Origin of the sequence: Minwuia sp. IMCC3060 (genome assembly GCF_029909435.1) — a bacterium.
Classification (GTDB): domain Bacteria; phylum Pseudomonadota; class Alphaproteobacteria; order Minwuiales; family Minwuiaceae; genus Minwuia.
Genome location: NZ_CP123782.1, coordinates 596,743 through 609,429, shown reverse-complemented (window position 1 = coordinate 609,429; position 12,687 = coordinate 596,743). Strand labels below are relative to the sequence as shown.

At 65.4% G+C, this 12,687-nt stretch carries 14 protein-coding genes; 7 read left to right on the top strand and 7 right to left on the bottom strand.

From position 1 onward, the window contains the following. Nucleotides 1-28 precede the first annotated feature (28 nt). Complete coding sequence (locus tag QGV54_RS02810; protein ID WP_281018385.1) at nucleotides 29-811, bottom strand: 3-hydroxybutyrate dehydrogenase; 783 nt, start codon at nucleotides 809-811, stop codon at nucleotides 29-31. 184 nt (nucleotides 812-995) lie between these two features. Between QGV54_RS02810 and QGV54_RS02805 the strand changes: the two genes are divergently transcribed. The 6 genes from QGV54_RS02805 to QGV54_RS02780 all read left to right on the top strand — a co-directional run bounded on the left by QGV54_RS02805 (nucleotide 996) and on the right by QGV54_RS02780 (nucleotide 5,946). Then, nucleotides 996-1,283, top strand: a complete 288-nt coding sequence (locus tag QGV54_RS02805) for a hypothetical protein (RefSeq protein WP_281018386.1) — start codon at nucleotides 996-998, stop codon at nucleotides 1,281-1,283. Further along, a complete protein-coding gene (locus tag QGV54_RS02800; protein WP_281018387.1) occupies nucleotides 1,280-2,617 on the top strand; it encodes an MFS transporter in 1,338 nt (445 codons plus the stop codon). The genes QGV54_RS02805 and QGV54_RS02800 overlap by 4 nt, the downstream gene beginning before the upstream one ends. Continuing rightward, complete coding sequence (locus QGV54_RS02795) at nucleotides 2,614-3,165, top strand: tetratricopeptide repeat protein (protein WP_281018388.1); 552 nt, start codon at nucleotides 2,614-2,616, stop codon at nucleotides 3,163-3,165. Before QGV54_RS02800 ends, QGV54_RS02795 begins: the two co-directional genes overlap by 4 nt. Beyond that, on the top strand, nucleotides 3,165-4,163 hold the full coding sequence (locus QGV54_RS02790) for a ChaN family lipoprotein (protein WP_281020055.1): 999 nt from the start codon (nucleotides 3,165-3,167) through the stop codon (nucleotides 4,161-4,163). The genes QGV54_RS02795 and QGV54_RS02790 overlap by 1 nt, the downstream gene beginning before the upstream one ends. Before the next feature lie 137 nt (nucleotides 4,164-4,300). Further along, the gene (locus QGV54_RS02785) at nucleotides 4,301-5,269 is read left to right on the top strand and encodes a hypothetical protein (protein WP_281018390.1); all 969 of its coding nucleotides are present in this window, start codon (nucleotides 4,301-4,303) and stop codon (nucleotides 5,267-5,269) included. After that, on the top strand, nucleotides 5,266-5,946 hold the full coding sequence (locus tag QGV54_RS02780) for an SDR family oxidoreductase (RefSeq protein WP_281018391.1): 681 nt from the start codon (nucleotides 5,266-5,268) through the stop codon (nucleotides 5,944-5,946). Before QGV54_RS02785 ends, QGV54_RS02780 begins: the two co-directional genes overlap by 4 nt. 40 nt (nucleotides 5,947-5,986) lie before the next feature. Here QGV54_RS02780 and QGV54_RS02775 read toward each other — a convergent pair whose 3' ends face one another. Genes QGV54_RS02775 through QGV54_RS02765 form a run of 3 tightly spaced genes read right to left on the bottom strand, consistent with a single transcriptional unit; the run spans nucleotide 5,987 to nucleotide 9,011 of the window. Beyond that, a complete protein-coding gene (locus tag QGV54_RS02775; protein WP_281018392.1) occupies nucleotides 5,987-7,240 on the bottom strand; it encodes a serine protease in 1,254 nt (417 codons plus the stop codon). A 50-nt stretch (nucleotides 7,241-7,290) separates the two neighbouring features. Then, a complete protein-coding gene (locus QGV54_RS02770; RefSeq protein ID WP_281018393.1) occupies nucleotides 7,291-8,238 on the bottom strand; it encodes a hypothetical protein in 948 nt (315 codons plus the stop codon). Then, a complete protein-coding gene (locus QGV54_RS02765; RefSeq protein WP_281018394.1) occupies nucleotides 8,235-9,011 on the bottom strand; it encodes a class II aldolase/adducin family protein in 777 nt (258 codons plus the stop codon). Before QGV54_RS02765 ends, QGV54_RS02770 begins: the two co-directional genes overlap by 4 nt. 114 nt (nucleotides 9,012-9,125) lie before the next feature. Here QGV54_RS02765 and QGV54_RS02760 point away from each other — a divergent pair, with 114 nt between their 5' ends. After that, on the top strand, nucleotides 9,126-10,328 hold the full coding sequence (locus tag QGV54_RS02760) for a cupin domain-containing protein (protein WP_281018395.1): 1,203 nt from the start codon (nucleotides 9,126-9,128) through the stop codon (nucleotides 10,326-10,328). A 32-nt stretch (nucleotides 10,329-10,360) separates the two neighbouring features. Here the strand turns inward: QGV54_RS02760 and QGV54_RS02755 are convergent, their stop codons facing one another. From QGV54_RS02755 to QGV54_RS02745, 3 genes are all read right to left on the bottom strand, one after another. Continuing rightward, nucleotides 10,361-10,609, bottom strand: a complete 249-nt coding sequence (locus QGV54_RS02755; protein WP_281018396.1) for a hypothetical protein — start codon at nucleotides 10,607-10,609, stop codon at nucleotides 10,361-10,363. Nucleotides 10,610-10,685: 76 nt separating this feature from the next. Beyond that, nucleotides 10,686-11,570, bottom strand: a complete 885-nt coding sequence (locus QGV54_RS02750; RefSeq protein WP_281018397.1) for an MBL fold metallo-hydrolase — start codon at nucleotides 11,568-11,570, stop codon at nucleotides 10,686-10,688. 112 nt (nucleotides 11,571-11,682) lie between these two features. Further along, nucleotides 11,683-12,627 carry a MoxR family ATPase gene (locus tag QGV54_RS02745; protein WP_281018398.1) on the bottom strand — a complete coding sequence of 315 codons (945 nt, stop codon included), beginning with the start codon at nucleotides 12,625-12,627 and terminating at the stop codon, nucleotides 11,683-11,685. Between the last annotated feature and the right edge of the window lie 60 nt (nucleotides 12,628-12,687).

Genomic DNA, 12,687 nt, shown 5'->3' with positions numbered 1-12,687 from the left:
GCCGACCGAACCGCCGAAGGGCCCGGCCCTACTGCGCGGTCCAGCCGCCGTCCATCGGCATGCCTGTCCCCGTGATGGCCGCCCCGGCATCCGATGACAGGAACACGGTCAGCGCCCCGATCTGTTCCACGGTCGCGAATTCCTTCGTCGGCTGTGCGGCCAGCAGAACGTCGCGCTTCACCTCTTCCTCCGTGATGCCGCGCGCCCTGGCGGTATCTGGTATCTGCTTCTCCACCAGCGGTGTCAGCACATAGCCGGGACAGATGGCGTTCACGGTGATCCCGTGCTGCGCGACCTCCAGCGCCGCCGTCTTCGTGAAACCCAGAACACCGTGCTTCGCCGAGACGTAGGCCGACTTGAACGGGCTGGCCACCAGACTGTGGGCGGAGGCGATGTTGATCACCCGCCCCCAGCGTCGCGCCTTCATGCCCGGCAGCGCCGCCGCGGTGCCGTGGAACACTGCCGACAGGTTGATCGCCATGATCCTGTCCCACATGTCCGGCGGAAAGTCCTCGATGGGAGCCACGTGCTGGATTCCGGCATTGTTGACCAGAATGTCCACCTTGCCGAAAGCCGCCTCGGTTGCCGCCACCAGATTGCGGACCGCTTCACCGCTGGCGGCATCCGCCGCCAGATAGCGAACGTCGGCACCATGGCGCGCGGCCACTTCGGCGCGCAGGTCCTCCGCGGCGTCAGCGGCGCGACTGCCGTTCATCATCACCATGGCTCCGGCAGCGGCCAGCGCCTCCGCGCAGCCCAGACCGATCCCCGACGTGGAACCGGTCACCAGCGCCACCTTTCCCTGCAACATGCCCTTGTGTCTCCGCTCAAAGCATCCAACTGACCCCATGATGCGCCGCGGGCCGCGAACCGCAAGTGCGGGACCGGAAGGTGCGACGCCGCTGCCTGATCCCCGACCGGGGCTTTGCCGTAGAGTAAGCAGCGCAATTGACGGGCAACGTTTGCCCGCGACCAGCGAGATACAGGAGACTTTCATGGCCAGTGACAACCTTCATGCCCCGCGCGAGCGGCTGAGCACCGAGACCATCCACATGCACCAGGCGATCACGTCCCTGATGGAGGAACTGGAAGCGGTGGACTGGTACCGCCAGCGCGCCGACGACTGCGACGACAAGGATCTGAAGGAGATCCTGCTGCACAACATGCGCGAGGAGATCGAGCACGCGGCGATGGTGCTGGAATGGCTGCGCCGCAACAGCGCCGACTTCGATGGCCAGTTGCGCAAGTTCCTGTTCAAGGATGACGAGATCGCCGACCATTGAGCTCGATTGACGTCAACAGGCTGACACCGGTCAGGCGCGCCTATGGCATCCTGACCGGTGATGACGAGGGCCGGGTCTGCCGTGACATTCCCGACTCCGCCTGCAATGAGCAGCCACGCAATTTCATGACGCACGTGCTCAGCCTGTCGCTGACAAAGGTCGGCGACGGGCTGGTCGATCCGAAGCTCGTGCTCGCCTGGCTGATGACGGCCCTTGGCGCGCCCGCCGGGCTGATCGGTTTTCTGGTCCCGGTGCGGGAAGCCGGGGCGCTGTTGCCGCAACTGTTCATTTCCGGCGGAATCCGGTCGCTTGCCGTCCGCAAGTGGGTCTGGTCGACCGGCAGCATCATTCAGGGTCTGGCCGTCATCGGCATGGGGCTGGTCGCCCTGACGCTTCAGGGCGCGGCGGCCGGCTGGGCCATTGTGGGCCTGCTGGCTGTCATGGCGACGGCGCGCAGCGCCTGCTCCGTCAGCTACAAGGATGTGCTGGGCAAGACGGTGTCCAAGTCGACGCGCGGCACCGCCACCGGCACCGCGGGCAGTCTCGCCTCCGGTGCCGTGCTGCTGTTCGGGCTGGCGCTCAGCCTTCACCTGCTGGAGCAGACCATCACCACCATCGCCATCGTGCTGCTGTTCGCAGGCGGCGCCTGGCTGCTGGCGGGTGCCCTGTTCACGACACTGCAGGAAGCACCAGGCGCTACGGAGGGCGGCGGCAACCCGTTCGCCGTCGCCATCCGGCAATTGCGCCTGCTGGGGGAGCGGGTGCAGCTGCGCCGGTTCATCGTGGCGCGGGGACTGCTGGTGGCAACCGCGCTGGCCCCGCCCTATCTGCTGGCCATGGCGGGGGAGAGCGGGCGCAGCGGACTGGCCGATCTGGGCCTGTTCGTCATCGCGGCCTCCCTTGCCTCCATTCTCGGCGGCTATGTCTGGGGACGGCTCTCCGACCGTTCGAGCCGCAAGGTACTGGCCCTGTCCGGCCTGCTGGGGGCGGCAACCCTCGCCGGGGCACTGGTGATGCAACAGGCCGGGCTGCTCGGACAGCACGGCAGCTTCTGGCTGGCGCCGCTGCTGTTCGTGCTGACACTGGCCTACCAGGGGGTCCGGCTGGGCCGTTCCACGCATCTGGTGGACATGGCGCCGAAAGAGGATCGCGCCGCCTATACAGCGCTGGCCAACACCATCATCGGCATCCTGCTGCTCGGGACGGCGGCGATAGGTGTCGTCGCGGAAAGCTTCGGCATCGCGGCAGCCATCGGGGTCTTCGCCATCATGTCGCTTGCCGGTGCGGGCGTCGCGCTGGGCCTGGATGAAGTGCAGCAGGATGACCCCGAATGATCGAGGCCGCGCTGCACAGGACCCTGGAGGTGGTGATCGGTTTGCCTGACAGGCAGCCGCATCCGTCTCTCCCGAAGCGGCTGAACAGCCTGTTCCGCGACCTCGCATCGCCGGAGAGCGCCAATCTGCCGTTCGAGATCGAGGACCTGATCTGGGCGGTCTGGTGCGAGCACAGCGACGCGGCAGCGGCGGACCTGATGCAGCGCGCCATCACGGCAATCGCGTCCGGCGACCACGAGGGCGCGGGCAAGCTGCTGGATGACCTCTGTGCCCGCCAGCCGCAATGGGCCGAGGCATGGAACAAGCGCGCCACCCTGCACTACATCGCGGGCCGTCACGAACAGAGCCTGAATGACATCCAGCAAACGCTGCTTCGTGAGCCCCGTCATTTCGGCGCCCTTTCCGGATTTGGTCAGATATGCCTCCAGCATGGTGATTCCCTGTCCGCCCGCCTCGCCTTCGAGGCGGCGCTGAGGATCAACCCGCACCTGGCACAGGTGCGCGGCATGCTGGACCGTCTCGGCGACATGAAGGGCACGATGAACTGATGCGCATTCTCCCGGCGATCCTGTGCTTCCTTACCCTCGCGCTGGTAGGTCTCGGCACGCCGGCCAGCGCGGACCGGCTGATCCCGGAGAGCTGGCGGACCAGCCTGCTGTCCGATCACAAGCTGGTTGGAAAGATATGGGTCCACGCCCGCAAGGCCATCGGCACCGAACGCGACCTGAAGTTCCTGGTGCAGAAGGCGGATTTCGTGCTGCTGGGAGAGAAGCACAACAACCCGGATCATCACGTGCTGCAGGCAAGGCTGCTGCGCCTCGCGGCTGCGGACCGGCCCCCTGCCGAACGTCCCACGGTCGTCTGGGAGATGATCACCGCGGAACAGGACGCGAAACTCCAGTCATGGCTGCGCCGCGACGGGGCCACGGCGGCGGGCATGGGTCCGGCGCTTGACTGGGGCTCCTCCGGCTGGCCCGCCTGGACGCAGTATCAGCCGATCGCAGAGGTCGCGCTTGAACTCGGATTGCCGCAGATTGCCGGCAATATCTCGGCAGCACGCCTGATGGATCTGGCCATGAACGGCAATGCGGACGCGGTACCCGCCTCCGTCGCTCACCTGCTGGAGCAGACACCCTGGTCGGACGCGGATCGTGCGGCGCTCGACCAGGAACTCGTCGACAGCCATTGCGGCATGATGAAGGCCGGTGACAAGGGGCTTCAGGGCATCGCGAAGATCCAGCGGCTGCGCGACGCGGCCATGGCCCTGGCGATGGTCGCCAGTACCGAGGGCAGCGGCGCGGTGCTGATCGCGGGCAGCGGTCATGTCCGGAAGGACCGGGGCGTGCCGCGTTATCTGCAGACACTGGATGGCCGCGCCCGGACAGCCGCCATCGCGATGTTCGAGGTGGTGGATGGCGTCGACGATCCGGCGGCCTACATGACCAACTTCCCGCCCGGCGCTTTCGACGCGATCATCTTCACCCCCCGCCTGGATGACAAGGACCCCTGCGACGCACTGCGCAGATCGCACGGCAAGAAAGAGTAGTGCCAGCAACAAGGCAGTGCGCTTGCGCACGGCCAGTCGCCAGACGATGCTGCCTCTCAGGGGGTCGCGATTTCAGCGGGGAGGATCGGCACGTGCCAATCGAGTCATGCAAAGCCATGTGCGCGGGCTGAGCACGGATGCATTCCATCCTGCTGTCCCCCCTGGCATTCATCGGACGTCATGCCACCCGGTTCCTGGCGCTTGCGGTCGTGATCGGCTTTGCCATTCCGCCGCTCAGCACCCTGGTGCGTCCCTGGCTTGCCGCCTTCATCGTCCTGCCTCTGGTCATCGCACTGATGCGTATCGACTGGGCCGACCTCTGGGCATATGCCAGACGCTGGAAACTGATCGGCCTGCTGTGCCTGTGGATGATCGTCGTCAGCCCGGTGCTGACCTGGCTGATCCTGCGCCACCTGGGTCTGACCGATGGCGTGCTGGCCGGCATGGTGCTGATGGCCGCCGCGCCGCCGATTGTCTCCGCCGCCGCCATCGCCATCTTCCTGAGACTCGACGGGGCCATCGTCATCGTCACCACGGTTGCCGCCATGTGGCTGACCCCCTTCATCCTGCCGCCCATGGCCCTGAACCTGCTGGACCTTGCGCTGGAAATCTCGCTCGGCACCTTCATGATGCGGCTCGGGCTGCTGGTGGCCGTCGCCTTCGGACTCGCATGGACCATGCGACGGCTGCTGGGTCAGGAAAGGCTGATCGGCATGCGACCGCAACTGGATGGTGCCGCGGTGCTCGCCATGACCTGTTTCGTCGTCGGTGTCTTCGATGGCGTCACGGAGATGGCGCTGCAGATGCCGGGACACGTGCTGGCCACGACGGCCCTGGCCTTCGCCTTCAACATAGTGCTGCAGGTCGCGGGGGCGGCCCTGTTCTGGCATCTTGGCCCCCGGATCGCGCTGGCCGTCGGCCTGATGAGCGGCAACTGCAACATGGGTCTGGTACTGGTCACGCTGGCTGACCGGGCGGAACCGGATACGATCATGTACTTTGCGGTCGGGCAGGCACCGATGTACACCTTGCCTGTGCTGCTGACGCCGGTCTATCGCTGGCTGGTGGCACGGGCTGACCGAAGGACCGAAGGGAACAGCACATGAGCAAGACAATCCTGATCACGGGTGCCGGACGCGGCATCGGTCGCCAGCTGGCGCTGCAGAGTCTGGAAGGCGGCGCCAACGTCATCGCCTGCGCCCGCAGGATCGGTGACCTGGACGACCTGGTGGCAAAGGGTGCGGAAGCCCAGGCGCTGGAGGTCACTGACCTGGACGCCATCAACAGCCTGAAGGCCGCACTGGGCGACCGGCCCATCGACATCCTGTTCAACAATGCCGGCATCATCGGACCCGATCGCCAGGCCATCGGCGACATGGACATCGACGGCTGGCGGGAGACCATGGAAGTCAACGTCTATGCCCCCTATCGGGTGTCGGAGGCGCTGGTCGACAATGTCGCGGCCAGCGATCACAAGACCATCGTCGTCGTGTCCAGCAGGATGGGATCCATGTCCCTGAACACGGTCAGCGACCGTTTCATCTATCGCAGTTCCAAGGCCGCAGTGAATCAGGTCGTGGTCTGCATGGCGAACGAATGGCGGCCGCGCGGCATCCGGGTCATCGCCACCCATCCGGGCTGGGTCTCCACCGACATGGGCGGCTCGGCCGCACCGGTGACACCTGCAGACAGCGCCGCGGGGCTGCTGAAGGTCGCCAACGGCATGACGGATGAGGCTTCCGGGCGGTTCTGGAACTTCGACGGCGAGGAACTGACCTGGTAGGGGCGCAGGCCGTTGCAGTCCGATCGAATGATGGACTGACCTACTTCCAGAACTCGTCGGCGGCGATCGCGAAGTGCAGGCGATCATCCTTGCCGACCACGAAGTTGGTGATGCCGACCAGGTTCCCGCGCCGGTCGAACAGCCCGCCGCCCGATGATCCCGGTGCCGCATATGCGGAGGTCTGGATCAGGTTGACCCCGGCGTTGGAGCGAAGCTGGGAGACGATACCATCCTGCATGGATTGCTGCAGGCCGCGCGGCGCGGATATGGCGAAGACGGGTTCACCGATCTTCATGTCCGCATAGTCGCGCACGCCCGGCACCGGCTGCAGCGTCAGTTCCAGCGACCGCAGGATGCAGCGATCCGACGAAGGGTCGGCATGAACCAGCTCCGCCGGGCCATGCGTCTTGCCCTGCAACAGCACCAGAATGCCGGCGTCCTTCACCGTATGGCAGTTGGTGGCCAGCCGATCCTCGGAAATGGCCACGGCGGACCCCTGCCGGACATGGCGTGCGGCCCTGAAATCCGCCTCGTTGGCGGCGGCCAGCACGACAAAGACCGCAGGTGCAACGCGCTGGAACAACTCATGCCCCGACAATATGTCACCGGTCGCGCTGCCCGGTCGGTACTGCGCGCCACCCTGCCAGTCGGGCCAGAAGTCGCTGTCGGGATCAAGCTGGCTGAAACCTATCAGCCCGCCGGTCATCGGCTGTGCCTCGACGGAGGGTACTTCTGCCTCCGCTGCCGCGGCGGCGACATTGACCGGTGCGGACGCCTCGGGCGGCTCCGCCTGCGGTGCGGCTTCACGCTCCTGTTCCTCCAGCACCCGCTCGAGCCAGTGCTCCTGGCAGGCCGCCTCCCGGTGGGAGCTGACGTCCGCTGCCGAGGCGCAGGCTTCGCGCACACGCCCCACACCATCGGCGTCAAGCCGGGCAAGATCGGGATATTCGACGGGCACCTTCTGACGCACCATCTCCTGCTCGATGCAGCGGCCCCACGGTGCCGGTCCCTTCTCGACCATCTCCGCGCAGCCTTCGCGCAGGCGCTTCTGCTCACCCGGTGGGTAGAGAGAGAGATCCGGCTGGAACACCAGACGTCGCCAGGCCTCCGCGTGATGGCTGAGACAGGGAACGTGGCGCTGCAGGATGCGGCCATCCCGGATACCGCAGGCGGACATCAGGGACCGTTGCACGTCGACCGAAAGATCCCGCAGGTCCAGCGGCCGTGCGGCCTGCACGCCCGAGGCAATCACCAGCATGGCGACGACGAGCGTCAGGCAGCCAACGAGGTGCATCCCGCGCCTGCCACCAGGAAGAGACCGTCGGGTGCCCTGAACCCTTCGGATCATTTCTGCCCGTAGACCTCCACGCCCTGCAGGGCATGACGACCGCGGATGTTCCGCAGCCGCAGCCCGTCAAACGGATCACGAAAGGCGGTGTCAGAGACATCCAGAATGCCCTGATCATCGACCACCACGGTCATCCTGCCCCGCGCGTCGCGTCGCCAGATCACATCATACCCCGGATTGCGCCAGCCATCGACCAGTTCCGGCATCCGGAAGGGCCCTTTCGCCAGGACACTGACGCTGCGCCCGACACGCACGAGCTGCGCCTCACCCCCTGAGCCAAAGACCAGGCGATAGCCGATGCGACCGCCCTGTCCCTGAAACACACCAAGTTCGATACTGCCGCCCGCTTCCGGATCGCTCTCCAGCCGGGCACGGATCTCGAAGGCATTGCTGAAGGGCTGCACCAGATAGATCAGGGCAGGATCGGGTCGGGTCTCCGCCGGTGCATTGTTGGCCTGTCGGCCCGAGTTCCCGTTCTTCGCGCCCAGGATCTGGCCGAACAGGCGGACCACCGCCTCCGCCTCGCTGCCCTGACCGGAACCCTGCGTCTGTGGCTGCGGCTCGGGTTCGACGACTTCCGAGATCAGGCCGCCATAGCGACCGATCCGGAACGTGCCCTCGGTCACCTGCCACTTCGGCGCATTGGTGAAGTCACCATCCTCGAACAGGTCGCGCACCAGCAGCTCGAACTTCGGCTGGTCATGCCGCTCGATCAGCTGTCGCAGGTCGCGGATGAAACGGGGGTCGGCCGCGCGGGACCGTTCTGCCTCATCCACAAGCCCGCGCAGTTCCTTCAGCAGCGCATCCTGTTCACCGTCCTGCGCAGTCCCGGCGACCGTGTTGTCGCCGAAGATCTGCCCGCGCTCCTCCGCTGTTGCCGTGCCGACGAGCGGCAGGGCCAGCAACAGCAGGGACAGCGCGGCGGGGGTGGCGTGGCGGATCATTCGCGCCAGCTCGTGTCCTGACGGTCCAGACGACGCACCAGGGCCGCAAATTCCCGCTGGCCAACGCCCGCACCGAAACCACCGGAGGCCGCGTCGCGCACATACTGCTGCACCTGGGGAGACGGAATGGTCAGCTTGCCGCCACCGGACTGGGCCGCGACCTGCATCCGGCAGGCCTGCTCCATGTAGTACATCATCAGGAACGCCTCCTGCACCGTCTCGCCGACCGTCAGCAGGCCGTGGTTGCGCAGGATCATGATGCGCTTGTCGCCCATGTCGGCCAGCATCCGCGCCTGCTCCTCCTCCCGCAGGGCCACGCCCTCGTAGTCGTGATAGGCAACCTGGCCGGTGAACAGCATCGACGTCTGGGTGAGGGGCAGCAATCCCTCCTCCTGCGCCGAGACCCCGGTGCCGGCGACAGTGTGGGTATGCAGCACACAGGCGATCTCCGGCAATTCGCGATGGATGCAGCTGTGGATGACATAGCCCGCCGGATTGATGCCCCATTCGCTGTCGGAGAGGATGTTCCCCTCGATATCCACCTTCACCAGGTTGGAGGCCGTGATCTCCTCGTACAACAGGCCGAACCCGTTGATCAGGAAGTGCTCCTCCGGCCCCGGAACCCGCGCCGATATGTGGGTGTAGATCAGGTCATCCATGCCGAACATGTGGATCAGCCGGTAGCAGGCGGCCAGGTCGAGCCGCGCCTGCCATTCCTCCGCGGTGATGCCATCGGGCCGGGAACTGGGGTGGCGTGTAACGGTTGCAGTCATGAAATCCTCCCATTGCGGACAGTCCGTGCCTCCAGCGGCAGAACCGTCTGGCTCGCCTGTATCCGACGGTCATGTTAACCTGACCCGAAAGTCGGCGCAAAGAAACGGCATCCAATGAACGAAACGCGCATCACCTTCGCAAGCCTTCTCGCCCCCGTGACCCCGGCCGATTTCGTGCGGGACACCTTCAGGCAGTTTCCGCTGCACATTCCCGGAACCTCCGCAAGGACACGGCATGTCTGCAACTGGCAGGACTTCGGAGCCCTGCTCGACATGACCGCGCTCTGGACCGGCAGCACCCTGCGGCTGGTGCTGGACCGGGAGACGATCCCCCCCGAGGACTACTGCACCAGAACCCTGGGCCGCGATGATCAGATGGTGATGCGCCCCGACTTCGTGCGGGTCCAGGAGTGGCTGGCCCGGGGCGCAACGGTCGTGGCCGACCTTGTGGAGACCCTGACGCCGGGTGTTCGTGCCGCCGCGCGGGCGCTGGAAATGGGGCTGGGCGCCGAAGTGACCTGCAACGCCTATTGCAGCCAGGCAGGTCATCAGGCGTTCCCGAGCCATTTCGACAGCATGGAGGTCTTCGCGCTGCAGATCTCCGGCACCAAGGTCTGGCGTATCTACGAAGGCCGCTTCGAACATCCGGTGGAACGTCCGGGCCACAATTATTCCAGCTTCGACCAGGCCTGGCATGACCAGGCCCGTGGCCCGCTGGCGATGGAAGTGACGCTGAAACCCGGCGACCTGCTCTATATCCCGAAGGGCACCTACCACGACGCGCTCGCCTCCGACGGGGAGAGCCTGCATCTCTCCTTCGGGCTGACGGAGGCGACCGGACTCGACTATCTGCGCTGGGTACTGGGGTCGCTGGACGATCTGGCCGAATTCCGCGAGGCGTTGCCCGCCTACGACGACCGGGAGGCCCATGACAGGCACATCGGAGATCTGGTGCAGACGCTCCACAGGGCGCTGCAGAACCCGACCCTGGCCGCCCAGTTCCGCGAGGAGCAGCGCAGCCGGGCACATCGCCTGCAATCCCCCGTGCAGATGCCACCAGGCCCCGTCACGCGCCAGTACCGGGTGCGCACGGCGGCAGCCTCGCTGACCCGGTCGTCCGGGCAGGTGGCGGTCGAGACCGATGCAGGCGTGATCCGGAGATCGGGACAGCAGGGAACGATCCTGCGCTGGATCATGGAACGGGACAGCTTCCTTGCCGCCGAGATGGCCGAACGCTTTGACCGCCTGGACATCGAGGACCTCGCCGGACTGCTGTCGGAAGCCCAGGAACGCAGGCTTGTGGTGGAGATCAACTGACCATCAGCAAAGCTTCGGCGTACCGGGCCGCTTCAGTCGGCCAGGCTTTTTCTGACCATCTCGAGTTCGCCAACGAACTTCTCGAGCTCCGCACTGTCCATGGCGTGATACTGCACGATTCCGGGATACCAGAACTTCAGGATGAAATTGAGCCTTCCGGACTTGCGCGTGATGAGCACCGCCTTGTTTCCACCGAGAGGGAATCCGTCGAGGATGTGATGACGAAAGTGAACGAACCTGTCGATCAACGTGATCCGGTAGGTGTTCCTCTGTCCAGACATGGAAACCCTTCCAGCACTTCTGTCGGCATTGCTTCGATCTGCCGGATCCTGTTTCTTGCCCGTGAAGCAGCGCCCCTCAGATCGCCCCCTCCGGCGGTGGCGTGACTTCCAGCGGCAGGCGCAGATAGCGGCGACCGTTGGCGGCAGGTGGCGGCAGGCTGCCGGCGCGCATGTTGAGCTGGACCGAGGGCAGCATCAGGCGCGGCATGGAGAGCGTGGCGTCGCGGCTCATGCGCATCCGCACGAAGCTTTCCTCATCGACACCATCACGCATGTGCAGGTTCTCCGCCCGCTGCTGCGCCACGGACGATTCGAAGCGCAGCTCGCGACCATCCGGCTGATAATCGTGGGCGGTGAACAGCCGCGTCTCCGGCGGCAGGTCGAGGATGCGCCGGACACTGCGGTAGAGCGTGCGGGCGTCACCCCCCGGAAAGTCGCAGCGGGCGGACCCGAAGTCCGGCATGAACAGGCAGTCCCCCACGAACGCGGCGTCGCCGATCACATAGGTCATGCACCCCGGCGTATGACCGGGGGTCGACATGGCGAAGGCCTCGATATCGCCGACCTGGAATGTTTCACCATCCCTGAACAGGCGGTCGAACTGGGAGCCGTCGGTGGGAAACCCCGGCTCCGCGTCGAACAGGTCGGCAAAGATCGTCTGACTGCGTGCAACACCCTCACCGATTGCGACAGGGGCCTCCAGCGCGGCACCGACCCAGGGCGCGGCACTGACGTGATCCGCGTGCAGATGGGTTTCAAGCACCATCGTGACCCGCAGCCCCTGTGTCCGGGCGCGGTGCATCACCGGCATGGCTGGGGTCGGATCCAGGCGACCGGTCACCGGATCGAACTGCATCACGGGGTCGATGATCACCGCTTCCCGCGTCGCGGGGTCGGCGACGAGGTAGGTCAGCGTGAATGTATCGGGGTCGAAGAACCCTTCGACGTCCGGCGCGGCCATCCGTTCCTCCCCTCAAGAAATCCAGAGGGATATTACATATCAATGCTGTGAAAACGACAAGGGCGCGAATTGCTTCGCGCCCCTGTGTTTCAGTGAAACGTTCCGCGTCGGCTCAGACGGTGTTCTTCGCGTCGGAGACCAGCTTGTAGAGACCGCGCTGCACCATCTCCACATCCTCCTGAAACTTCAGCAGGACATTGATCGTGCGGCGCACGGTCTCCGTATCCAGTTCGGAGACATTCAGCAGCAGCAGCGTCCGCGCCCAGTCGATGGTCTCGCTGATCGCCGGAACCTTCTTCAGTTCCTCCTCCCGCAGTCCCTGCACGAAGGCAACGATCTGCTTGCGCAGCGACTCGGCCACTTCCGGCACCCGCGCGGCAACGATCCGACGTTCCGTCTTCTCGTCCGGGAACGGGATGTAGAGGTGCAGGCAGCGCCGCTTCAGCGCGTCCCCCATCTCGCGGGTGTTGTTCGACGTCAGGAAGACGATCGGCGGCACCTTTGCCTTGATGACCCCGATTTCCGGCACGCTGATCTGATAGGCCGACAGGATCTCCAGCAGATAGGCCTCGAACTCGTAGTCCGACTTGTCGATCTCGTCGATCAGCAGCACGGAACCGTTCTCGGCCTGCAGCGCCTTCAGCAACGGACGGGGTTCCAGGAACTCCTCGCTGAAGAACACATCGGAGAAGCCATGCAGCTTCTCCATCGACTCGGGCAGGGTCTTGGCGTCCTGCATCAGGTCGCCCAGCTTTTCCTTCAGCACCTGGGTGTAGAGCAACTGCTTGCCATACTTCCATTCGTACAGTGCTTTCGCCTCGTCCAGTCCCTCGTAGCACTGCAGCCGGATCAGTGGCAGGCCGAGCATCTCCGAGGTGGCGATGGCGAGTTCCGTCTTGCCGACACCCGGCGGGCCTTCCACCAGAATGGGCTTCCGCAGGTGCTGCGCCAGAAAGACGGAGGTCGCGATACGCTCGTTGGAAATATAGCCCCGGCCCGCGAAGGCCTCATCGATCAGGCCCGGATTGGCCAGCTTGTCCTGCCATTTGGCTGTCACGCCCTGCTCCCCTGCATCAGAAGATTCCATTCATTCGTTTCGGCACCGGACCACTCCCCC

Coding starts and splice junctions, on each gene's coding strand:
- QGV54_RS02810 (WP_281018385.1), bottom strand. CDS start 811: ATGTTGCAGGGAAAGGTGGCGCTGGTGACCGGTTCCACGTCGGGGATC.
- QGV54_RS02805 (WP_281018386.1), top strand. CDS start 996: ATGGCCAGTGACAACCTTCATGCCCCGCGCGAGCGGCTGAGCACCGAG.
- QGV54_RS02785 (WP_281018390.1), top strand. CDS start 4,301: ATGCATTCCATCCTGCTGTCCCCCCTGGCATTCATCGGACGTCATGCC.
- QGV54_RS02795 (WP_281018388.1), top strand. CDS start 2,614: ATGATCGAGGCCGCGCTGCACAGGACCCTGGAGGTGGTGATCGGTTTG.
- QGV54_RS02770 (WP_281018393.1), bottom strand. CDS start 8,238: ATGATCCGCCACGCCACCCCCGCCGCGCTGTCCCTGCTGTTGCTGGCC.
- QGV54_RS02755 (WP_281018396.1), bottom strand. CDS start 10,609: ATGTCTGGACAGAGGAACACCTACCGGATCACGTTGATCGACAGGTTC.
- QGV54_RS02765 (WP_281018394.1), bottom strand. CDS start 9,011: ATGACTGCAACCGTTACACGCCACCCCAGTTCCCGGCCCGATGGCATC.
- QGV54_RS02760 (WP_281018395.1), top strand. CDS start 9,126: ATGAACGAAACGCGCATCACCTTCGCAAGCCTTCTCGCCCCCGTGACC.
- QGV54_RS02790 (WP_281020055.1), top strand. CDS start 3,165: ATGCGCATTCTCCCGGCGATCCTGTGCTTCCTTACCCTCGCGCTGGTA.
- QGV54_RS02750 (WP_281018397.1), bottom strand. CDS start 11,570: ATGGCCGCGCCGGACGTCGAAGGGTTCTTCGACCCCGATACATTCACG.
- QGV54_RS02780 (WP_281018391.1), top strand. CDS start 5,266: ATGAGCAAGACAATCCTGATCACGGGTGCCGGACGCGGCATCGGTCGC.
- QGV54_RS02775 (WP_281018392.1), bottom strand. CDS start 7,240: ATGCACCTCGTTGGCTGCCTGACGCTCGTCGTCGCCATGCTGGTGATT.